At 38.1% G+C, this 24,546-nt stretch carries 15 protein-coding genes; 10 read left to right on the top strand and 5 right to left on the bottom strand.

Features of this window, described 5'->3' with window-relative positions; translation table 11 throughout:
- Nucleotides 1-177 precede the first annotated feature (177 nt).
- Genes ACESLM_RS12495 through ACESLM_RS12485 form a run of 3 tightly spaced genes read right to left on the bottom strand, consistent with a single transcriptional unit; the run spans nucleotide 178 to nucleotide 5,232 of the window.
- The gene (locus ACESLM_RS12495; RefSeq protein WP_344915551.1) at nucleotides 178-978 is read right to left on the bottom strand and encodes a phosphoadenosine phosphosulfate reductase family protein; all 801 of its coding nucleotides are present in this window, start codon (nucleotides 976-978) and stop codon (nucleotides 178-180) included.
- A complete protein-coding gene (locus ACESLM_RS12490) occupies nucleotides 971-4,327 on the bottom strand; it encodes a P-loop NTPase family protein (RefSeq protein ID WP_372631899.1) in 3,357 nt (1,118 codons plus the stop codon). The genes ACESLM_RS12495 and ACESLM_RS12490 overlap by 8 nt, the downstream gene beginning before the upstream one ends.
- A 2-nt stretch (nucleotides 4,328-4,329) precedes the next feature.
- Nucleotides 4,330-5,232, bottom strand: a complete 903-nt coding sequence (locus tag ACESLM_RS12485) for a DUF4007 family protein (protein ID WP_344915547.1) — start codon at nucleotides 5,230-5,232, stop codon at nucleotides 4,330-4,332.
- Nucleotides 5,233-5,299: 67 nt separating this feature from the next.
- Here ACESLM_RS12485 and ACESLM_RS12480 point away from each other — a divergent pair, with 67 nt between their 5' ends.
- From ACESLM_RS12480 to ACESLM_RS12465, 4 genes are all read left to right on the top strand, one after another.
- Nucleotides 5,300-6,463, top strand: coding sequence for a cysteine desulfurase family protein (locus tag ACESLM_RS12480; protein ID WP_372631898.1), 1,164 nt, complete (start codon nucleotides 5,300-5,302; stop codon nucleotides 6,461-6,463).
- Between the two features lie 159 nt (nucleotides 6,464-6,622).
- Nucleotides 6,623-8,461, top strand: a complete 1,839-nt coding sequence (locus ACESLM_RS12475) for a hypothetical protein (RefSeq protein ID WP_372631897.1) — start codon at nucleotides 6,623-6,625, stop codon at nucleotides 8,459-8,461.
- Complete coding sequence (locus ACESLM_RS12470; protein WP_372631896.1) at nucleotides 8,461-10,011, top strand: methylation-associated defense system protein MAD7 family protein; 1,551 nt, start codon at nucleotides 8,461-8,463, stop codon at nucleotides 10,009-10,011. The genes ACESLM_RS12475 and ACESLM_RS12470 overlap by 1 nt, the downstream gene beginning before the upstream one ends.
- 1 nt (nucleotide 10,012) lies before the next feature.
- Nucleotides 10,013-15,289: an FtsK/SpoIIIE domain-containing protein gene (locus tag ACESLM_RS12465; RefSeq protein ID WP_372631894.1), complete on the top strand. Its 5,277-nt coding sequence runs from the start codon at nucleotides 10,013-10,015 to the stop codon at nucleotides 15,287-15,289.
- A 125-nt stretch (nucleotides 15,290-15,414) separates the two neighbouring features.
- Here the strand turns inward: ACESLM_RS12465 and ACESLM_RS12460 are convergent, their stop codons facing one another.
- Nucleotides 15,415-15,678 carry a helix-turn-helix domain-containing protein gene (locus ACESLM_RS12460; RefSeq protein WP_372631893.1) on the bottom strand — a complete coding sequence of 88 codons (264 nt, stop codon included), beginning with the start codon at nucleotides 15,676-15,678 and terminating at the stop codon, nucleotides 15,415-15,417.
- Nucleotides 15,679-15,840: 162 nt separating this feature from the next.
- Here ACESLM_RS12460 and ACESLM_RS12455 point away from each other — a divergent pair, with 162 nt between their 5' ends.
- From ACESLM_RS12455 to tmk, 6 genes are all read left to right on the top strand, one after another.
- Nucleotides 15,841-16,179, top strand: a complete 339-nt coding sequence (locus ACESLM_RS12455; RefSeq protein ID WP_344915535.1) for a hypothetical protein — start codon at nucleotides 15,841-15,843, stop codon at nucleotides 16,177-16,179.
- Between the two features lie 394 nt (nucleotides 16,180-16,573).
- Nucleotides 16,574-17,974 (top strand): tyrosine-type recombinase/integrase, encoded by a 1,401-nt coding sequence (locus tag ACESLM_RS12450; RefSeq protein WP_372631892.1) that lies wholly within the window; start codon nucleotides 16,574-16,576, stop codon nucleotides 17,972-17,974.
- A gap of 2 nt (nucleotides 17,975-17,976) precedes the next feature.
- Nucleotides 17,977-20,196, top strand: coding sequence for a hypothetical protein (locus ACESLM_RS12445; protein ID WP_372631891.1), 2,220 nt, complete (start codon nucleotides 17,977-17,979; stop codon nucleotides 20,194-20,196).
- Nucleotides 20,189-22,012 carry a tyrosine-type recombinase/integrase gene (locus tag ACESLM_RS12440; protein WP_372631890.1) on the top strand — a complete coding sequence of 608 codons (1,824 nt, stop codon included), beginning with the start codon at nucleotides 20,189-20,191 and terminating at the stop codon, nucleotides 22,010-22,012. The genes ACESLM_RS12445 and ACESLM_RS12440 overlap by 8 nt, the downstream gene beginning before the upstream one ends.
- Complete coding sequence (locus ACESLM_RS12435; protein WP_372631889.1) at nucleotides 21,991-22,527, top strand: hypothetical protein; 537 nt, start codon at nucleotides 21,991-21,993, stop codon at nucleotides 22,525-22,527. The genes ACESLM_RS12440 and ACESLM_RS12435 overlap by 22 nt, the downstream gene beginning before the upstream one ends.
- 3 nt (nucleotides 22,528-22,530) lie before the next feature.
- Entirely contained in the window at nucleotides 22,531-23,169 is a 639-nt protein-coding gene (tmk, locus tag ACESLM_RS12430) for a dTMP kinase (protein ID WP_372631888.1), read from the top strand.
- A gap of 133 nt (nucleotides 23,170-23,302) precedes the next feature.
- On the opposite strand, the gene ACESLM_RS12425 is transcribed toward tmk, so the two are convergent.
- A protein-coding gene (locus ACESLM_RS12425; RefSeq protein WP_483862598.1) for an IS3 family transposase occupies nucleotides 23,303-24,449 on the bottom strand; the annotation gives its coding sequence in 2 pieces (ribosomal slippage) (nucleotides 23,303-24,179 and nucleotides 24,178-24,449; 1,149 coding nt in all).
- Nucleotides 24,450-24,546: the final 97 nt, after the last annotated feature.

The following is a 24,546-nucleotide window of genomic DNA, read 5'->3' as shown; positions in this document are numbered from 1 at the left end:
CCAAATGGACAAAGACTGCCTGATTAGCGGCCCCATGAGTTTTTAGCCCATGGCCGGAGAGGCTTAATTTCTGACAATTCAGACTCTTTGTCATGTCAGTGTTTATGCAACGCTACTGATGTAAGATCAAAAAAGAGAGGGTCTCCCAATGGAGGGATGCCCTCTCTGCACATATTATTATAGATGACAAATTAGACAACCTAATTCATCTTCATCATCGGGATTAATGAGATCACCAAGTGTTTTAGGACCAGATTTAAATTCCTTATCAAGGCTTTGCTCCGCGGCCCTTTTTAAAATATCTGCCTTACGTTCAGGTTGTTCTAACTCTTCTAGACTTTCACGTTGTGACCAAGTAAATCTCTGTCCTGTGACGCTATCAATCTTCTCGTACTCCTTGGATTTTTCAAATAGGTCAGGGTGCCGATCTAATAGTCCGACCCATTCACTTCTTCGTTGGTAAAAGCAAAAGTAGCATCCCGATCTAGAGCGCCACTCATAATATTTAGGTAAACCTAGTCCGGATTCTTCAAGAATGCGATAAACGTCAGACTTCGTAATGCCATGCTCTTTAAATGGAAAAACTGGGGTGAGGTTTGGTTTTGTTGAAACATAACCACTTCGATCCTCGTCCGCTCGAATTGCAACATAGCTAATTACTTCGTCAGTACCAACATAATCTTCTAAAGGTTCGATCTTTAATTTACGAGTACACCATCTAGCCTGAGATGAAGGTAACAACCCCCCGTAAACTTGAAGCCAATGATCAAATCCTCTGTCGTCGTTTAAGCGTACAATTGGCTTTCCAAGATAAGCCTCAATTTTATCAAGATATTCATATGTCTCAGGTAATTCCTTCTGCGTGTCACAAAAAACGTATTCCATTTCAATTTCGGGTCTTTTTTGTTTCATAAATACAGCCAAAGCGGTACTGTCTTTACCACCCGATATATTTAAAATGTGGCGAGTATTATGCATGTTGTTCAGCCTTCCCTTTCTTTTGCGAATCACTATAATAGGCTTTCACAAGCTCGGATGCAATTAATAGTAGCTGGTTTCCATCAATAGTTCCAGAATTAAATTGGTTTATTACAGAGTGAACTATACCGCGAGTTTGTTCATGCTCAATTTCTGAAAGGCTTATAACAGTTTCGAAATCGGTATCTAGGGTTGTAATTCCTATACGAACAGGTTCAATATCACTCGATTCACTCTTATAAAGAGAAGCAATCGTCTCGTAATGAACAAATTTTCGTTCGGATAAGGCTATTTCAATTTTGAATTCATCTAGAGTACGATCAAACCAGTTCTTTGGCGTTTTTTTCATAATAACACTGGCTACAGAATCAAGCCACTTATCCGTTTCAGTGTCTTGTGTCATTCTCCACACCACTGCCTTAAAGTCTAAGTCTCTAATCAGATTCTGTATAATGGTAGCACGTTTGCGTACTTTATCTAAGGCTGCATCAGTAGGGGTATCATAGTATCCGAAAGTTTCAAATATTATAGCTTGAATTTGTGACAATAACTTAGGATAACAGTCGGCAAGTTCTCGAATCGAGTCAACTATTTGTGTTACGATCTCAGGTAATGATGATCGATTGATAGTATCAATTGATTCAAAACCAACTGCAGATGGTAAGCTATAAAACAATAATTCTGCGGGTTCTTTAGCAGTCAGAAGTGCTTGCCGTAACTTTATTGTTTTTTCACTTAGTAACTTTGTATTTCTCGTATACTCCGGTAAACGGTTAGCGAAGGCTATTAAAGGTCTAACCAGACTTAAAAGATCTGTGGTACCGTCAAATTCAGATAACGCGCCTTGCTGAACCATTATTTCAATGAATGCTTTATTGTTCCCACTTATTTCAGATAGCCGAATTTTATATTGTTCCGGGTTACGGAGTAAACGTTCAATCACTGCAGTAGACAACTCGGGAACAAAGGCGTCATTTTCCATTATGCTTACACGATTTCTATTTACGTACATGTAAGCGACCGTTAGAAGAGGTAACAAGCCTCTACGAACTCCATATGGAGGCAATGAGAGTCCGCTCCATAGATCTGAAACGGGACAGTATGTTTCTTTTGTCTTACTCTCCAAATAGCTCCAACTATCGAACCAAGTAGACTCTCTACCCGGTGCGTAGAGTTCCCATTTACCCTCAACCTCTCGATGCAAGCCAGTTTTTTGGAGAGTTGATAGATAAATCGGCAACTGTGGGGGAGATCCTATTATTCCGAGATCCTTTTCGTTTGTGTTTGTAATTATGCGTTTCAATACATCATTGCGCGCCGCGGTTGCAGCCGTAGATAGAACATTCCGGTTTACAAACTCATTGATAACCCTCGGAGCTTTTGGATAAAGTCTGTCGCAAAGTTCAGAAACGAGTGAGTTTAACTGTTTACCTTCAAGTTTCAAAGGAGCACCACTGTGCGTAAATACGGTAACTACTCCCTCAGGTCGTAGAATAGCTCCATCTACTGTTCTTTCAATGAGATGTTCTAGATCATATTCCCGTTCCGTTATTTCGCGCCTCGCTACTTCGTCATCGCGCAATGCGGGTGTGTTTTCCTTTACCCATCTTACATAATATAACTCAGTAACAGCCTCAAATAGTGTTGGTGGCAGAACTGTCCATAATACCATTTGCCAAGGTTCCAAATTATCTATCTCGGAAGGAAGTCTTTCATCAATTGAACTAATCACAACATATACGCGGCCATCGCCATTCAAGGGTTTTGAATCAGCTTTTATGAGATGTATTTGCTCAGCTGTAATGTATGTCATGTCAAACCATCTTAATGCTCCTGTTTGCATTGAATGCTTACGAGCAGTGATTGGTCTAAGTGGTACTAGCCGGGCCAAGCTTTCTATAAATGAAGGAACGCCTATTGAACGCCGAGCGTCCTCGATTAATGATTCAATATCAATATCGCTTCCATCCCAGAGTCGATAACTGTTTGAGTAACGCCGATGAACAACAATTGACCGATTGGTAAGTAATTGAATAGACTCATCAATTTGTGTTCCTTGGCTGAGTTCTAATACATATTTTGATGCAACAAGTTGCCTTATCGGGATAGCTGAAATTAGGCCAATTGACTTCACAAGATTATGGGTTGAATCGTTATTGTCAGGAACTCTTCCAAGTGCAGTTTCAATGATTGACCAGCGACGACTGAATGACGAATGGTAGATAGATGATCCAAGAGACGTAGCAATGTACTCATAGAGTTCAGACAAACCATAAAGCTTTGGAGCTTCTGTATTTATTTCAGTTTCGTTCAAAAAACGCTGGAAACCACAAGGCTCATTACTGCCTAACATACTGAAAAGCGATCGCTCATTTTGTGCGAAGTGTCGAAAAAGTGGTCCAATCAATAATGCAGTTAAAGGATGAAGAGGAGCACACTCGCGACATAATGATATATAATCGACTTGACTAAGATTTATGGGGACTGCCCCCAAATTAAATAGTTCTTGGCCTATGCGTTCTGCTAGGTTCCGAACAGATTCAATTGCATCAGAGTTCATGCAGGTACTCGAAATAGAAGCGCCCATTATTTTTAAGGTATCTTCAACAGGTAATTGAAAAGCAATATCCTCGAAACGTCCCTGAATTTTGGCGAATTCCTCACGTTGAGTGCGGAGAAGTCGATTCCCATAGTTTTCAAAAGCTTGATGAAGAATTGTAATGACAGTCATCTTTGGTATAGTTGAACGGTCAGCATACTCCGCGATTAATTGGAGTAGATAGACATCATTATCTTCAGGGTGACTAGCGGCATATTCAAGATGTTTTCCAAGCTCATCAATCACCAAAATTAGATGTTTACTAGGGTGTTTTGTTCTAACGATTTCTATCAGCTTAATGATTGCATTCAAATCACTTGAATCGACTTTTTCTGTTTCATTCATTAACTCGAGATCATTAAGAGATTCAGCAATCCGTGATATTGCCGCTTTAATATTTGGAGCAATAGCACTAGAGGTTCCATAAACGGGAATTGGAATGATCTGTGGCAAGCTTGAAATTGGCTCTAGTTCAGGGTAAGCACGACCCAGTTCTTTGAATTGCTTATCGTCCCCAGATTCAAGGAGCTGCAAGAGTTTGAATATTGTAGTAGACTTTCCTGTACCAAATGGACCAGTAACACTAATAGCTCGAGGGCCATTTGAACATAATCCAGTAATGACTCGATCTAAAACATGTGCAAACAATGGGGTTGCAACAAAGTTGGTGGACGAATCAGCTTTATCTAGATCAAGGCGTGTTGACCTTAAAAAATTATGCTGTTGTAGAAAAACATCGCGGTACTTCATCATTATTGGCCCCTTTGATAATAAGCTGAAAGTATTTCTAAAGAAGTGGGAACAGAATGAAATAATACTTGTCGCATCCCAGCAGTGGCATCATACACAATTTTACCCTTTGTTAAGTCTCCTAGACGCTCAAGACGTCTGATACAACTATTGTCATCAAGTAGAAAGATACGTCCAGGAGATCCCTCATTGTGGAGTATTCGCTCCGCCAATAAAGTCTTTGCCCCAGTGTTTGTTTTTTCAAAGAATTCAACTAATGCTGCCAAAAAAATAAAGTCGGGAATCGTATTTTTTTCTCCTCGATTTAAGCGAATGTATTTATCATTTTCCTTAAGAATGTTTAACTCTACCAAGGGGCATTCGAGTGATTCTTCGGAAATGCCTCTTTTGGGAGATGTATAGGTTCTTACAAAGCATTCAATATCACTCTCAAGTGTACGATCTGATTGTGCGCGGCCGCCACTTTCGGCAACAGCTTTTTTCAGTTCGTCCTTTAAAGCGGTTTTAGAAAACTCCGGACGATTTATATAGTTCATAACATAATACCAAGTCGTACAACGCTCATAATTTCCGGATAATTTCCAGTGGAGCCACCAGAGCGTTCCGATATCTTCGAGATAAGGATCAGCACCATTTGATGCGAATACTAGTTCGCCTAATGGGGTGGTTTGGTACACGCCTCGTCCAATATCGGTAATCAGACCAAGTGTAAGACACCAATGACGTATAGAACGGACCATATTTTTGCCTACGCCGAGAATAACAATGGCTTCATCTTTGGAAAAAATTTGGGGGTCATCTTTAACAGCCATTACACCTTTGTGTAACCAACCAAGACGAAACGGAAATGTTTCGTGTCCTGTGAACCCATATGAAGGGAGAATAGGATGGGAATGTATCGCCATAATAGCACCTCATGTTATACTGGATAAGTAAGTCCAGTTTAACACATTTACAAGGTGGAGATGAAGATTGGATTCTATTTCTTTTATAAATGGTATTGTTTATTTGGATAATGCAGCAACCACTCCTTGTGATCCGAGAGTAATTGATGCAATGCACCCGTATTGGTTCAATAATTTCGGAAATCCATCAAGCCCACATATACTAGGTCAATTAGCAAAACAGGTAATAGAAGATTGTCGAAGTGAGATTAACGAAAATTTACATGGCTCAGGCACAATAATTTGTACTAGCGGTTCTACCGAAAGCAATAATTTGGCAATATTATCTGCTTTTAAATTTACGAAAGAGCAGCTACGTCGAAGAAAGGTGTTATGTTTGTCTACAGAACACAAGTCAATCATTAACAGTGTTCAATACTATGGGGAACATTTGAATATTGAAGTTATATGGATTCCGGTCACTCCAACCGGGATTATTGATATGGATTGGTTGTTTAGTGAACTAGATCATTCAGTAGGGGCGGTTATTGTACAACTTGCAAATAGTGAGACAGGAGTTATTCAAGACATACGTAGAATTTCTGAAGCCTGTCATCAGGTTGGTGCAGTATGTGTCTCTGATATCACTCAGGCGATAGGAAAGATTAAAATCAATATAGACTATTTAGGGATAGATTTTGCAACGTTTACGGCACATAAATTCTATGGACCCAAAGGGATAGGGGCACTATATGTCTCACCACGGATGAAGGTTGCTCAGTTAATATATGGTGGGGGACAAGAAAAAGGAGTTAGACCCGGAACAGAGAATGTTGCAGGTTTGGTTGGAATGACCACAGCACTTAGGCTTTGCATTGAAGAACATGATATAATGACAAGCAGGGTTAATGAACTCCGCAATAGTTTATTCTCGGTTTTAGAACGTGTTGGAGATATTAGGTGGAATGGAATGGGGGCTCCATTGCTGCCCTCTCACTTAAATATTACAATTAGCGGGGTAAATGCACAGGATTTAATGCTAAGGTCGAGGAATATAGCGTTCAGTGCAGGATCAGCTTGTAATACTGCTACAAACCTGCCTAGTCCGGTACTCTTAAGTATGGGTATGACTAAAGAGGAAGCGGAACAAACAATTCGTTTAACAATTGGCCGCTTTAATACTGAACAAGAAATCGAGATCGTATCAAAGATCCTTATTTTAAACATTAACGATATTCGCAATTTAAAATGAGTCTTAAGACCCTAGAAAGGTGATATTTCAGGCCCTTTCTAGGGTTTTTTGTTGATTGGTGCTATGGAAAATAGAGGATTTTATTGGTTAGAGTAGAAATGGTTAATTAATGACTTGATGTTGTGCGGGAAGATAGAAAATGATGTTGGAGGAAGAAATATGAATACGGTGTGGATTAATTTTCTTCGAAAATATGGACCAATACCTCAAAATGACAATATGTACGATGAGACGATCCAGCGCTACGTCAAACAAAAGGGAATTCGCCCGATTCAAATTGAAGCGCAATATTTAAATGCGTTAATCGAGAACTTTAAAACCGAGAATCCTAGATCGGTTATTTTGACGGGTACTGCCGGTGATGGAAAAACATATCATTGTCGTGAAGTGTGGTTCCAGCTAAATGGTACATTTGACCAGTGGGAAAAATCCGGTAACATAAAAGAAATATCAATAGATAATGGACGAACACTGTATGTGATAAAAGATTTAAGTGAACTATCAGATGAAGAAAAAAGGCATATACTATTTATTTTTATTAGAACGATTAAAGGATTGCAGAATGATTCTATCTTTCTTATTGCAGCAAATGATGGACAATTAATGGAAGCATTGAAATTTGTAGAAGTAAATGATGTTGCTACAGGGGTATATGAGGACATTGAGGAAATGCTAGTATCAGACCTGCGAGAACATTCGGGTTATTCATTGACTATGATTAATCTAAGTCGTATAAGTGCTGCATGGGCGTTGCCGCGGGTCATAGAAGCTATAACAACCCATGAAGGATGGGCTTCCTGCGATCAGTGTATATATCGGGATAATGTGGATGCCGAATTACGATGCCCAATATGGGAAAATAAGAAGAGATTAGAAGGTCATGATGGCAATGAAACTCTTAGGCAAAGACTAGGAAACCTATTAGAACTCTGTGAGATCAACGGAATACACTTACCAATACGACAGTTATTGTTGCTTGTATCAAATATGATCCTTGGTCATCCGGATGCCAAGGATAGGTTGTTAAGATGTCGGGATATTCCCAATATATTGGAAGAACGGTCAACGTCGAAGGCAAGTATCTATCGCAATGTGTTTGGTGAAAATCTCCCCGAGCATCGGAAAGAGACTAGAGACATATTCAATACTTTAGGTCGCTTCGGGGTCGGTAGTGAGACCAGCAATAGGGTTGATAGCATATTAATATTTGGGGAAGATGACCCAGAACTAAATCATTTATATCAATCACTTGTGCTTTCAGATAATTATTATGGGGCCGATCATGCATTTCGAGCGGAACAAAGGAAATACCTTGAAGGAATATCTGAAGATGGCGGCGCGTCCTTTTTGGATCTAGTGCGGGCCCAAAGACAACGATTATTCTTTAGCATACCTGAAGAGAAAGCAGAAGATCTCAGACTTTGGGAATTGACGACATTTCACTATGCAGGCGAATTCTTATCGAAAGTGTATCGAATAATTGAGCAAGGTGGCAGGCCGCACCCGCAGATTCTATCTCGTATAGTGAAAGGTCTTAACCGTATATCTACAGGCTTATTAACTAAAACAACAGATAAACTAATATTAGCCACTTCCGGTAGTAACTCACAATCAAGAGTGAGTAAGATATTTGAAGGAAACATTTCTGTTGCACGTGATCGAGGAGAAAGTGTTCAAATTAAAGGCGATGATCTCGGCAGAATAAACCTCGAGGTTAGTCTGTCTACAAGTCCAACAGTACCGGTAGTCAAACTTCATTTACAACTCATACGTTATGAATTTTTATCCCGGGTAGCCGAAGGTGCCTTGCCAGGCAGTTTTTCGCGTGAGTGTTATGAAGATATCTTGGCGTTTAAAAGTCGATTAATGAATGCACAGGCGAAGAGGAATAAGGAATATCAGGAAGATGATTATCTAGAAGATGCTCTGTCTTTTTATATACTTGTGATAAACTCTGACGGAGTGTTGGATAAAAAGACAGTGGAGGTACTAAATTAATGCGAACTGTCTTACCGCGTCCCAAAAAAATTGACTCTGATATGTGGGTAGATGAAGCTATCTGGGGACATAGGCTCTATGATGAACAAAGCCCATGGCTTTGTTTTATGGAATTCTTAAATGTATTAAATGCTGAAATACATGGGCAACGAGCATTTGAGGAAACAACACCTAATTCTTTATCGTACTCTCCTCAATGGCGATTACATCTAAGAAATATTCTATTTAATAACCCTCAAATGGCCGTTATTAATCGGCAATATAAAAATGATGATCATGCAAAATGGGAAGCTTGGAAAGAAGTAATGTCTGATAGTGCGGGATTAAAAGAACCAGACTATTCTTATCTGCAAAGTCGCTTCTCCACATTTGAAGATTTTAAGGATGTTGCAGATTTTTTATCATCTTCAACGATAGAAGGCGAAAATAATAAACGGTGGAGCTCTCTCTTCCTATTCCCATTTGGGCCAGGCTGCCTCTATGAAGATTTAAATGTTAAAGATAACAATAATATCTCCCAAGATAGAAGGTTTTTTGCACGTACTGGAGAGTTGTTGTATTTGATGTTGACTCGGAGTACAAAAGGTGCTGAACTTCTGCCATTCTTTCAGCAACGAGTACTGCAAAGCGAAACAAAGTACAACAGATTGGTAGAAGCCCTTCAACCAAAATCAGACTTGGAACATTCGACATCGATAAAAAGGGATGGTGCCTATCTTCCATATTCATACCTAACAGAATACCAGGATTTAGCGGAGGATTGGATTCAATTATTCAAATGTAACATTCCAAACTATGACGTTATTCCTCACCTCATTAATATTATGGGGATTCATATGATTATATATAGCTTGAATCGCGCAAAAGAAGTCATAGAAGATAATCAAAAAACCACCTTTGTTCTTGAAATTGTATCGCCTAAAAAAACTGCTGTTAGGGAGATATCGGCTGATTCTTTTATCGAAAATAATTTGTTATCACGAGCTGCAGTAGAGCGATACATAAATAGTGTTACTCAAACGGATGAATGGTTAAGAGCAATTAACTCAAATGAACCATTGGAATACCGAAAAGTACTGCAAGAGCATTTTTCATGGCCGAAAAAAAGTAAAGAAGATGAATTTGATCATATTGAAACTGCGGAAGAACTTCTTAATGCTCTAGTCGAGAATGCGATTAATCGTCATAATCAACATTTGAATAAGTTTCATAATGTGTGGAGCAAAGAGATCGGTTTAGCATCACGAAGAGGAAGTCGGAGAAACCGATACGCCCCACATGACTTGCTGCTTAAATCGCTTGTGTTATGTATCGTTCCTAATCGAATGGAGTTTCAAGATTTTCTGGAGGAACTATATCGGAAATATGGATTCATTATTGGCGATAAGCAAGCAAAGTTATATATTGAATCAGGCCGAGCTGATCAAGTAGCATTTTCGGAAAATGCATTAAGATTAGAACAGCGATTATCTAGTATGGGATTATTAAAAAGACTTTCAGATGCGTGCGCTTATATTGAAAACCCGTTCGCAACTCGGGGGGGAATGTAAAATGAATGATGAAATTCAACTCATTGGTCATGTAGCTAAGGAGTATTTTAGAAGACATCTTATAAATGATCCATCAGAACATGGAGAGGGAGTAGCTCGCTTCCTTCTTGATCGATTAACTGGTGAGGTAGTTGCATCCATTTGTCATCACATAATACAAGATGTTCAATTAAACTCCAAAGTAGAAATCAAAGTGCCAAAAGCGCTGGTCTCTGGTTTTGGTTTGCCGGATGAAATTATGACAGAACGTCGAACCACTCACTGGAGGCATGCCCCTTGTTCAAAAGAGGCATTAATTGTCGCAAATACCAACGATGACCAAGGGACTTCTTTACGTGATATAACAACAATAGGATCTGGTGACCTTAAAGCTGTACCTGAGCTCTGGGTCCAATGTGCATGTCGTGATTTAGTATTATCCTCGGATCAACAGGGTCATTGGAAGCAGGCGCTAATTGGGTTGCAAGAAGCTTATGAATGTAGTTTAGAGCAATTTAGCAGTTATGTTATCCAAACACGGCAAATTATGCTTCAGGAAGGTATCCCATTGATTAATGCCCTTGGCTGGGCATTGCCTGCTCTTCGGATTCCAAGGGATTCCTCATATTTTGAAGCCATTCCAGAAAAAGCCCTTAATTTGAAGTTGAAATGGAAGAAGTTGTTTCAGGATGCATTCGCTAAAAGAGCGTGTTATTTAGTTAAACAAAACCCTAACCGTCAATTGTACGAAAATGAGGATTTAAATTCAAATTATTTAGTAAAAAGAGATCAAATTCCCCAAGAACATCATCCTGTAATTGAGTCTTTTATTGAGGCTGCCGCGGGATGGACGGCAGCTTCTAAACAATTGGCCAATATTGAATGGGAAAGAGACAAAATCTACTTATTATTTTTGGACGTTAAAAAATTACGACCTCATTTGGCAATAAGAACAATAGATTTTTTTGATGATGAATACCCTGGTTTGTTAACCAATGAAGAAAGAAGTTACTTGACCGCCCTTGAAAAAAGAAAAGATAAGACAGCAAATGATGAAGATAAAGACTTCTACGAACGGCACCGACAAGATCTAGAGTTAGATCGGTTATTAAAATCCGACTGGGATAAATTTGTTTTTGGAAAACCAATTGATTGTGATGATTTTTATGTTGGTTTATTAGAAGCCTTACAGCGAGTGTTTGCTCAATGCGATAATGTGAATGGTGTAAAGTCCCTAAAGATTCGAACTGTACGGGGAAATGGAAAGAAAAAATGGCTAGAGCTTAATGAAGATGTCGGAATGTATTTTTGTATGAATTACAGGGGGATTGAAAAACTAACAAATCGACTTGTTGAATGGGAAACACAAAAGTTATTTGAATTTGACGAGTTAATCGCGAACAAAACAGACCCCAAAAAGAATACTTCAACCGCTAGATCGGCCATTCAGATCGTATTTGACATCGAATTAATATATACAGACATGACCAATAATCGTCGGAAAAACTCAATTCGACTTGTGTGGCATGGGAAACCAGCTTCTATAGGAATGGAATTGTCAGATGATCTTAAACGACTCGCGGCGCGCCCGTTTTCATATTCCACTGTTTCCAAGAATCCTATTAGCAAAAAGGGGAAACTTCAAAGTATATCACTTAACGATGTAGGAACATTACAAGCAGTATATGGGCAGGACCGTGGTTCATTAATTGGTCCTTCCGCAAAGTCTGAGGATATAAGTAAGTTATTTAAAAAAAATCTGAAACAAGCATTAGCCGAAGGAAGAGTTTCATTAGATGGTCTCAAGCTAATTGAAACCAAGTGGGAAAACTTTGAAGCCTTGTATACTAAAGCAATTGAGGAGTGGAGAACTGTGGGAATCTCTGCTGATTCGTTGCTAAAACAGGGTGAGGCTTATAATGAGTTGCTTAAGTGCCTTCAAGAATATGCTCGCGGTGACGTGAATCGAATTGATTTGTGGCACCCTGTCTTAAAGATAGGTAATGTACAAGTAAACGGGACTAATCCTACTACTATTGTTGCGCCATGGCATTCCATGAGGATGGCTGCAAAAGCTATTAAGGCTAGGCAAATAAGCGGGTTAATAAACTATATTTTGCAATCTAATAATGTTGAGTTTGGCGATGCTGATTTATTTTTTTCTGATATGCGTGAAGAGATTCGTCACCCATACTATCCTGAAGTCGCTACGGGATATCGCGGGCAACAAGCGTATTTACTAACTGTTTCTGATACTGTGAACGATTACAGCTTAATGGAACTACCGGTAAAAGGTGAAGGAAATGATACTAATGAAGATCCGCGTGAGGCGAGTTCAAAAGTACTTTCTGTTGTTAAGAAATATCTGACCCTTCAGCCTCATGAAGGTACAAATCTTAGTGTAGTGTTGTTCAACTGTGATTCGACGCGCTTGCCGGAAACAATAGTAGGTTCATTGTCTGAACTTCATGAAAATGAAGATGAAGTTCGTTGCCAAGTGATATTGAGGCATCGCGATTCCGAAAAGTTGAATGAGCTCTACATGAAAATGGTTGAAAACGATGAGAATGACCCGGATTCATTAGTTGCCAGTGAAGTTTCTCGTGATTTTATGGCGAGACTTCGTGTAGAAGTAATGGCTGATGCAGCACCGATTTTAGATACCAGGGATGGAAAGCCAGCGGATATTGTCTTTCTACAGGATGTTATATCTCGTCAATCTAAGGTAGTTTGGTTACCACAGAGCGTTATTAGTAAACCTGATATCTTACAACATAGCCCATCAAGATGGGCACGCAGACGGTTTGCTGCGAAAGATGATTTGAAATCCACTGTATATTTGACATGTCCGAGCCAGCCTGAATTAGGAATATCCTATCTAGCGGCGATATACTCAATAACAAACGCCGTTCAATCAGATAACGACATGCTTTATTTACCCGCAAGACAGGTTACGTTTCAAAATGAGGACATCCGTGGAATATTTGATGAAGCCCATACACTTGGTGAGTGGGTAGTGAATTATGACGACTTGCTTGATAGAAGGCAGTTGAAAAACCAGGGAGTCAAAGTGATCAAGTATCAACACAGTCGTACGCAAGGTCCGAACTTAATTGTTTCATCGCGCTCAAAATTAAATCTATTACAAGTGCTCGTCAAAAGAAGACTTGAATCCTTAAATCTTGGTTTAGAAGATCAAGAAGTATTTGATCTAACAAATAGATTTATAGATGAGGCAAACGGCATTTCTGGTGATATTGTATTGCGCGCAGCAAAACGGGGAGTATTTGCAGGGGAACTTATTGGAGTAGTATTAAGTAAGCTTTTGTTACAATCCGAAATGAACTCTTCTGCTATTGGGTGGTTCTTCCTTGATGACTATGCTTCGTGGTTAGGTCAAAAAGAGGAACAGATTGCTGATATTTTAGCGCTTTGTCCAATGGAAAAAGATGGGCAAGCATATCTTCAAGTCCTAGTCACTGAAGCAAAGTATATTGATATTAAAAGTGTGGCTGAGGCTAAGAAAAATTCGCAGAAGCAATTGCGTGACACAGTTTTAAGAATGCATAATGCTATTTTTGGAAACCCAGGAAGATTAGATAGAGACCTATGGTTGTCTCGTATAGGAGACATGTTTAATGACGGTTTGGAGTTTACGCAGAATATCTCGCTGTCAGTTGATCAATGGCGGGATGGAATTCGTAATGGTTCCATTCCTATAGAATTAAAAGGATATTCCCATGTATTTGTATCAACGTCTACAGATAATCAGATGGACTGTGAACAGATTATTATTACTAATGTCGATAATTGTTATCAGGAAGTGTATTCTCGTCAATTTGTAAAGGATCTAGTACTTGCATTCCATCGAAATGAGGACCTCACTAAGATCAGAGAACAAGTTGGAGATTTTCGCCCCTGGGAGACCTCCAATGCACAACTTCCAGCAAAGAGGATAAAATGGACTATTGATGGAGAAGACGAAGTCGATGCTGACAACGAAACTAATACAGTAGGTGTAGTTTCTTCGATTCAGCAGTTAGACGTGGTTTTCACCCCTGCCCCATCTGAAGAACTGCAACCAGAGCAGGAAGTAACAATCCAAGAAAGTGAACAAAAAATTACGTGGGCATCTTCTGAATTTTCTAATTGGGTATTGAATCATTTATCCGCTGAGGAAGGAAATGCAGCGGCGGATCAATGGGCATCTCAAACTGTAACTGTGTTAAAAGCTGCCTTGATAAGTTATAATCTACAGGCGAAAGTGTTGGATTACCGATTAACTCCTAACGCAGCTGTAATAAGGCTAAAAGGGTCAGATCAATTAAAGATCGAAGATATCGAAAAGAAGAAGTCACAATTGCTGACAACGCATGCGCTTGATATTATTAACATTCAAGCGCAACCCGGTGAGATAATTGTGTCGATAGCCCGGCCTAACAGACAAACCATAACTCTTGGAGATGTATGGAAATTCCGGAGAGTACAAGAGAATCCGTCGGAAATGAATATGAGTTTTGTTGTCGGAGTAAAGGAAGTTGATGGCAATATATTATATCTAAATCTCGGTGGTCCATTCGAAGGCATGGAACAACATGCGCCACATACATTAATAGCAGGAGCAACGGGTAGTGGAAAATCAGTTTTATTACAAAATTTGATTTTGGATATATGTGCTACTAATTCTCCATTATTAGCGAAAATATTTCTGATTGATCCTAAGTTTGGTGTGGATTATCAGCATCTTGAAAACTTACCACACTTGACAGAAGGAATTATTATTGATCAGCAGAGAGCAATAAGTGTATTAGAATATTTGGCCGAGGAAATGGATAGAAGGTATTTGTTATTCAGAGAACAACGTGTAAATAATCTAAGGGATTTCAACGCCAAAGTCTCGGCTGACGAAAAACTGCCCTTATTGTTCCTGATTCATGACGAGTTTGCTGAATGGATGTTAATCGATACTTATAAAAATTCTGTTTCCTCCATTGTTCAACGCCTTGGGGTAAAAGCACGTGCTGCTGGTATTCACTTAATTTTCGCCGCGCAACGTCCTGATGCCAATGTATTACCAGTACAATTACGCGACAACCTAGGAAACCGTTTGATTTTACGTGTTGAAAGTGTTGGAACATCGGAGATTTCACTTGGCGAGAAAGGTGCCGAGAAGCTTTTGGGTAAGGGGCATTTGGCAGCACGCTTACAGGGAGAACCCGGTCTGATTTTTGGACAGGTACCATTTATATCTAATGATGAAATTGCTGAAGTAGCTGAAATCATTCGATTAAGGTCATAATGCGAAAAAAGTAGCGGCAATTACTTTCCGCTACTTTTTTCTATTAAAAGATGGTTCTAACTATTAACCCTGGCTTGAAAAGAGTCATTAATGAATTATTTATGCCAGTTAACAAGGTGAAAGATTTATTTTTGAGTTAGCTTGTCTAATTCAAATTCTAAAATCTGCATAAGTATTGATGGTTTTATTCGAAGTGCCTTGGCGAGTGAAATGAGTGTAAGTAATGTAGGAGCTTTTTCGCCATTTTCTAATTCAGAAATAAAAGAACGATCAATGCGAGAGTAATCACTTAATTGTTCTTGGGTATATCCCTTTTCTTTCCGAATATTTTTTAAAGTAATTCCGAAAGCAATGAGTTCTAAATCTTTTTCTCGATTTTTTTTACTCACATCCCATACCCCTTAAAGCTTATTTAAATAATGGTAAGCTTTTTAAGGATGGGTTTTCTGTAGGCTATTGCCTACAAATTCCTTTTGTGGTAACATGATATCATTCTGGGGTTATAATAGGTCAGTAGATCTCGCTGAAATATAGTCGAAAGAGGGGCCATTGTGTCGAAAATCCATACAATTGTCTTAGAATCACAGGATGGCGAAAAGTTAAGTTTTAATTTTATGGAGTTTATTTCGAGAGATGTAAAAAAGGCAGTAACGCTGGTGGGGAAGAATGGAACATATATATACGAAGTAGTTCAAACTGAGAATGGAATGTTTGAACTTCAACACATAGAAACTCGACTGAACAATCAAGCTAAAGCAATTTATCGCGTTGTTGGTATATCATTCCAGGTTGGTGAAAGTAAGGAGGATTCTAACGAATACAAATTTATTATTGCAAATGATTATGAAAAACCAATAGATTTTCTGCCTTATCTGACCGGAATGAAGTAATCATCATTCTGGTTTATTTGTTTTTTAATGAAATTACAATTGCTCGGCTTGTCACAAGGCATTTGTTAATAATGTCCGTCCTGTTTATCGTCTCTCTCTTCAACTGGCCATTTTCACGGAAAACACTTACTCACATTGCGGCGTTGATCTGTTGATTTCTAGCCTTCTCATTATTGAGCAACGTATCTTAGAGAAACCGTCTTGCAAAATAAGACAAATTTTGATACATTAATTGCAACCCAATAGTTGAAAATTTGTTTTAAAGTCCTACAACCCAATTATTAGCAATATAGGAGGAAGTCTGGCGATATTTATGCCGGGCTTGCTTTTGTTTGCTGATAATTGGGTTTTTGTCATTTATTAATCAACTAACGAATCCAGGGCGGTGACCTAAGTGACATACATTATTGAAGAGGTACAGTCCTCGAATGGAATCAGTTTTATTAAGTGGTTCAAGAAGACAGATGGATCTTTGATTGAGCATATAAAAGTCAATATTCAAACTGTCAAAGTCCCCTGTGAGCTCACTGACAAAATAAGCTACATTTTGTACGACCCAACTAAAAAGCCTATTTCTTCTGCGTTTCAGTACTTAAATTATGAAATTAGTGAATTATCTCCTAATTCAATAGAGGTAGCAATGATTGCGTTAAAATTGCTCTATTCCTTTTTGTTACTGAATAACGTTGATATTCATAGCATCTCTATGGAGAATATCCGGCAATTGAAAAACTTTTTATATGGAGTTAATCACGAAGGATACGACTTGGTATTTAAGAACTTAACAAAAAGAAACTCGGATACCTTGAATATGTATTTTGGTGTGTATAGAAAGTATCTAAAATATCTCAGCATTAAAGAATCGGCTTTTTATTCGAAAACAATCAACAGTAACAGCAAAAGTAACTCCGGCTTTTTAGCTCACGCCAAAAGAGTCCAACAAGAAAAGTACAATATAAGTGAAAGGGCGACCCCTGAATCAACGGTGGTACCTATGTACATTAGTGTTGCTGATTTCAAAAAAATATTAAAGGTGATAAGAGGGCAATACTCTTTGCGAGAAGAGATTATTGTTAGGCTTATGTTTGAATGTGGAGCACGTATTGGTGAGGTATTAGGATTGACATTGGAAGATATTGAGGTCCATTCAAAGACAATAAATATTGAAGGTAATGATCAAGACAGTTTCGGAACAATAGTAATTCGTAATCGAGTATCAGACAAAGATTATCAATTAGCTAAAACATGCTTCACCCCGAAAAATAAAGAGGACTACTCACATAAGATATATTTGACCGAAAAGAAGGGATTTCAAAATATTTACCCCAGTATTGATTTGATTGAAAGAATTGAACAATACATTGAACAAACTCATGGAAGAATGTCAAAAACAAAAAGGGCTAACTACTTAAGCAGTGCACGGGCAGATAACGTAACGAACCTCGATTCTGTCGAGTCAGAAGATAATTATTATATTTTTCTTAATAAGAATGGAACCTCGCTTTCGATTGATGGCTGGAATAAGGTTCTTAGAGGAATATTTACTAAATGCGGATTGAAAATTGATCGTAATGTAAGGAGAAATAACCTTAGTCATCGGTTTAGACACGGTTATGCGATGTTCCTAATCAAATATCAGAATGCTTCGCATTTAGATGTTATGCATGCCTTACGCCAGACGAGCTTGCAGTCAGTTTTGTACTATTTCCGACCTACTATTGAGGACAAATATAAGGCTAACCAAGATTCAACAAATTATATGCACAGAATAATTCCGGAGTTGAAAGAGGGATGAAAATGAATTCGACATCTCTTAGCAGATCTGAATATATTAAGAGACTAGTTCATAAGCAAGTAGCTGATATACGATTAAAAGATCTACTAATTGAGTATTTACTTGAGGTTGAAAATGGTCACTTTCGTCCCCAGTCTTTTGTTTCCAGTTTCGCATCATTAACGATTGACCAACTATGCTGGAATCATATGTGCAGAGCAATTAATAAAGATCGTATTAATGCAAATTACTACCGAAAGTTATATAAAATCGTTTATTTAAACGAAATAATTAGAGATGAGTTCTCTGATTATTTGAGACAAAATACTTGGTTGTTTGATGAATGCAAAGGTACTTCCATGGAATATTTTTCGCCTGAATCAATTCCTTTCAATTTGTTTTATGTGGATGTAAAAAATTATAAAGTTTATTTTGACTTACAAACAAAGTCAATATTTCTAAGGACAATAATACATGAGTTCGTTCTTAGTTTTAATGAATCTGAGTTAAAGAAGACTGCCTTGAAGTTATTTATTAAACACTTTAATAATAGTTTAGGAAAAATAAGTGAAAGTCTACAGCTGTACTCAGATTTTAATAACTCAACGTTTGATAGACAATATACGTATTATTCTTCATTAAAACACGGTACTTCTATTGGAAGGGAAAGGCTTATTAATTACTTGTGTAGGTTTTATTTATTTTTATTGAACAAACATGCCTTATTTTCACCAGGTGATGTTCTATCGAGAGAATTTTTAGGGAGAGGTCAATTTCATCTTTCATATGATCGTGGTTATAGATCCGTTTATTTAAATCCTCATGACAAAATTCCATTCTTTGACCGATGGATATTAATATTTAATGGTGAAGAGGAATTTACTACCGCGTTACGGAAAAGCCAGACTTATGCAATTGATTTTTCGGAAATCAACAATCCGAATTTTCGATACATGGCAAAACACTTTATTTGGTTTGGCTCAAATAATATCAATACAAGAATAAAAATATATCAAGTGATACGGTGGTTTTTAAATTGGATTGACATTAACGGAAACCTGAAAAGTTTTAATAGCAAACAGTTTTATTTTTCAACCAGTGTAATAGCTTTATATCGGATGAATATTTATAGCGAATACAGCAATCAAGAAACGCGAAATACTATTACAGACGCAGTTAAAACTTTTCTTAAGCATATCCAAGAGTTTGATTTAAGCAAGGTAGAGAACGCTGCATTCGATTATTTGAGGCGTAAAAAAATCAAAGTTTCAGGCGGAAATCCTATTACTAAAGAGGATTTGGAGCTCTTGGTAACTGAGTACAAAAGGCAATCAAGAGAAGGGACGATCTTAGAAAAACTGAATTGGATTATTGTTAATATATGCTTAACTACAAATTTGAGGATTAGCGAAGTCCTAGATATGAGAACCTCCGCTTTAGAAGATGGTCCGAATACTGCTGAGAAAATATTAATGACTAAACGGAAAGGGTCCGGAAATCATACTGAAGACTATTACATCAATTTATATACCGTTAGATTGATTGAGAAAGCCTTTCAAGTTACAGAAGAAATAAGAGTAAATGCTCAACCGGATATTAGGGGGTTTTTATTTTTACATACTTCGAAAAAAAATGAAATCAAAGTGATCACCAGGGATTTAGTAGGCAGAAGGTTCATCAAAATGATACGATCTTTACCGTTTGCCGGTGGTCCGTATAAGTTGTATAACCTACGAGATACTTTCATGAATTTTATTTATGAGGAGGGAAAAAAAGAGGGGAAGAGTATTTTTGAGATTCATCTTGGAACCGGTCATAGAGATTTAAGAACTACATTGCAACATTATCGCCAGCCTAACTATAAGGACTATCTTGAAGCACTACATAAAGTTATTATTGGAGACGTCAATATTTTAGGACAAATTGTTGATTCTCCAAAATCAGCAATGGTTGAAATGGCTGACAACCTTAATGAAAGAAAGGTTAAAGATGAGTGCGGTTATTGTAGCTTTAATACCTGTATTAAAGAGAAAGACTCGGAGTGTCTTGTTTGTCAAAGCTTTGTTACGACAGTTGATAGAATCCCCTATTTTGAGAGAAGTATAGAAAAATTAGATTTATCAATCTCCGAATGCAAAGAAGACGACGAAAAAGAAGAACTTCTTTCTTTAAAGAAAATTTACGTAGCATATCTCTGTAAAATGTATGAATTTAAAGAGAGGTTGGAAAAAAAGCTTGGGTAAATCATCAAGTGTCCTAGTAAATGGCATCCATTGGGAAAAAGATAGGATTGCAAATATATTTGCATGGGAAGAGGAAGTAAATGGGATCTTCCAGCTCCCAATTCCTGCAATTGGAAAAGAAATATATTTTTCTGAAGATGAGTGGGATTTCTCGGAGCTTGACCAACTGAATAGGCCGCAACATTTACTGAAATTTGACTTTACAAAATTGACAGTGGTTATAAAAAATGCTGCCAAGTTACTGATCTTTAAGTCGGTAGTACTTCACAAGTTGGAATTTTCAACGATTTATTCAAAAATGAATCATTTGAATTTTATCAGCAAATTTTTATCTGAAAGTCATATCTTTCGGCCTGAACTTATAACAAATGATGTAATAGTTAAATTCAAAGCATGTTTAAATCAAAAATGGACCGAGGCCACAAGAATACAATACTATACTACATTTATTGATTTACTAAAGCAGCTTGAGAGGCTTAACAAAAGGCTTGAATATTCCGAACAATGTAATGCGTTAAAAAAAGCAGATATGAGTTTATACCTTGCTGAAAGAGAAGATGGCAAAACAGATGAAATCCCGAGGGTTTTCTTCAATCAACTGATAGTTCAAGCTATGCAAATTATTAATGATTCAAACAGTCCTGAAAATGAACAAATACAGGCTTGTATTATCATGCTGCTTTCGCAAACTGGCATGAGAGTGGGAGAGTTGGTGAAGCTAGAGTGCGATAAAAAAGAAACTATATCAATATTAGAAGGAACCAAACAGGTTTCTTATTTAGAATATAAAACATTTAAGACAATCCAAAGTGATGAATACAAATGGACAAAGACAATCCTAACAGATAAAGCTGAAAAGGCATATGATTTACTTGTTTATTTGAAGAAGAAGCGCAGAGATAATTCGAATTATTTACTTGAGGCTGGGACATATAGTGCTCCTGCTACCTGGGTTCGGAGAAACATTCTCCGATTCGTCGCAAGGTATAAAACAACAATTGATTGTATTAATCTCACAGAAACAAGGCTAAATAAATTGTTCGTTCAAGAAACAAAAAATAGAATGGACTACTATTTAAACAACTCATATTTAGAGGGACTTAATCCCACTGATACAATTCACTTTCCACTACCACATCAATTTAGAGTGACTTTAGCGACAATACTATACGAACAAGGGGTACATATTGACTGGATACGAGAACACATGAATCATCTGAGTCATGAAATGACGTTACATTACATTAGGGAACATGAGAAGCGAAAAAACAAAGAAAAACTCATCAAAAAAACAATTGAAGAACTTGTTGCAACTGATTCGGATTCGAAGTCCATCCATAGAAAGATCGATCGTTTTATAAACGAAGGTAAATACCACATCTCAATTGATATCCAGTCACTTATTGATGAGGTACAGGGCGAGGTTCCTATAAGAGAAAAAGAACAAGGTTTTTGTATAAAAAGTAACTATGGACGAAAGTGTCCCAAAAATGAATATCTTGATATACCAGAAGTACAGCATCACATAGTAAGCTTTGAATACATTGACATTACATATAACCGTTACTTATCAATAAGGAGTACGATCGAATATAACCAAAAAAATGGATACCTAGTCGAAAGTTCAAGGGAAGAAAAGAAATTATATCGACTAATTACTCATTATTTTATTCCTGAACTCAATGAATTGAATGAAGACATTAAATATACAGGTGAGGAAAGAACAAGGCAAGATTACCCTCATCTTGTCGAAATCATTAATAATCGAAATCAGATTTATGATGAGGTGGCGAAATGGATATCTCCGATGAAATAGTAATAAATATAAAATTAAAAGCTATTGGTGAAACTAATGGGGTTGAATCATTAAAGCCAAACGTTCAGAAATACATAAAAGGGATAGAGGAAATCGTAAGGGGGCTTGATTTATCCCGAAGTGAAAGCCTAAAAACCTATAAAAACTCGGCGATTAATAAATCCTATATTGTTGAAAGATTAGGTATCGCGAGACAGACCATATATAATAACAATATACTTGAGAGGTACATTGAATATTCTAGAGAACAGCAGTTAAAGAGTGATCTATTTCGTAGAGAAGCAATGCTGATCGATAGAATTGTCGAATTAGAACATCAAATTTACCTTATGCAACAAAGAGATGCTTCAATAGAACATCTGAGTTATCAACTTCAAAAACAAAATGAGCAGCTGGGAGAGCAAATAACGACTAACCAAAAGCTGGAGGAAGAAAATCACCGCCTAAGCAATGAGCTTTTGAGTTATAATAAACGAAATAAGTTTGTTTCAATAAAAAATGATCGGGGACCGTAATAAATGAAAAGAGGTTATTTTTTTTCCGCAGAGGGGAATGAAGGTGCGGGAAAGTCAACTATTGTAATGATGGCATCCCAATATCTTACTTCAAAAGGGCTTGAAGTGATTACCACACGTGAACCAGGAGGGATCACAATTGCTGAGCAGATTAGGTCAGTTATTCTGGATAAGAATAACACCATGATGGACGGCCGAACTGAAGCTCTTTTATACGCAGCCGCAAGAAGACAGCATCTCAAAGAGAAGATATCCCCCACACTTAGTGAAGGGAAAACGATAATTTGTGATCGCTTTATTGATAGTAGTCTTGCTTATCAAGGGTATGCAAGAGGGCTGGGAGTAGATGAAGTTCTGTCGATTAACCAGTTCGCCACTGATAATCTGTTTCCCGATTTGACTTTATACTTGGATGTCGATCCAGAGTTGGGACTAAAACGTATACAGGAACATGAAAATAGAGAAATAAATCGCTTAGATCTCGAATCGCTTGCCTTTCATAAGAAAGTAAGAGAAGGTTATTTAGAGGTTATCAATAGATTCCCAGATCGAATTATAAAAATAAATGCAAATGAGACACTTAACGTTGTGTTTGAAGAGGTGAAGCAAGTATTGGATCAATTTTTAGCAAAGAATGAATAAGTACTAGCTAAAGGGGTGATACTTTGGGTTCACCCTTTTATTATATCTAGAAGTATGTCTAGTGTAATGCCCCCTATTGTCAAGACGAATTTCTAAGGAATAAGTTAATCCTCCTTATCTTGTAGACTGCAGTCTACGATGCGATTTTGTCAGTGGAATGGGCATAGAATTGATCAGGCTTGGCTCCTCTTAGAGATGCATGAGGCCGTTCTGTATTGTAAAATTGGACATAGTGAGCTATCCCTTTACGCAGCGCGCGAGGGTCTTCAAATTCATTGAGATAGATGCATTCGTACTTAAGCGACCTGAAATAACGCTCTGTGCGGCTGTTATCCGTTGCCCGGCCTTTGCCCTCCATCGAAACCTTCACTCCTGCTTTCTCTAGCAGTTCAAGATAATCGGGGTTTGTGAAATGGGAGCCCTGGTCGCTGTTCATGATCTCAGGTTTGCCGCGACGGAAGGCACGTTTGAGACATCTCAGGACAAAGCCCTTTTCGAGCGTGCTCGACAGTTCGTAATCGATGACTTTACGGCTGTACCAATCGATAATGTTGAACAGGTACATGAATCCCTTACCCATCCGGATATAGGTGATGTCAATCCCCCAGACCTGATTTGGACGGTCGATTGGTAAGCCGCGAAGCAGATAAGGGCGGGTATATGTGGCATGCAGGCGCTTGCTCAGGTTCGGCTTGGGGTAGATCGCTTCCAAGCCCATACGTCGCATGAGACGCTGCACACGCTTATGATTAATCTCAAAACCCTGCTCTTGAAGAAACCAGGTCATGCGCCGATAGCCGAAGTAATGCTGCTTCGTATAGATTTCGTCGATCCGATGCATCATCCTTACATTGGCTTCGTTCTCCGTTCGCTCCTTCTCGGGACGGTATACGCTCGTTCGGTTAATACTAAGAAGATCCGCCTGGCGTTTGATGGTGATCTCAACATTGTCACGCTCAATCATTGCCTTACGTGCTTCACACGGTTCATTTGAGGCCAGATTTTTTTTTGAGCCAGTCGACCTCTACCGTGAGTTGGCCAACCAGCTTCTCCAGATGCTCTTGCTTGCTTTCGTACTCCTTTCTTGCTTTTTCCACTTCACTGGTCTTCTTCTCAAACACCGTGGTGGCACGTTCTAGAAACTCCGACTTCCATCGGCTAATCATTACAGGGCTGAGCTCGTATTTAGCGGCAATCTCGTTTACGATCTGCTCCTCACGGAGCACCTCCAGCACGACTTTTGTTTTAAACTCTGCGGTATATCGGTTCCGTTTTTCCATGGTTTCATTATAACTTATTTTTTTACCTCCCGTGTCTCAGACTATGGGAGCATTATATAGAAATATGTCTAAGTTTTTATCCATTTTTTGTAATATC

Source organism: Cohnella sp. (assembly GCF_041641335.1).
Taxonomy (GTDB): Bacteria; Bacillota; Bacilli; order Paenibacillales; family Paenibacillaceae; genus Cohnella.
Note: the sequence above shows the minus strand (reverse complement) of the source record. Positions and strands in the feature narration are given on the sequence as shown.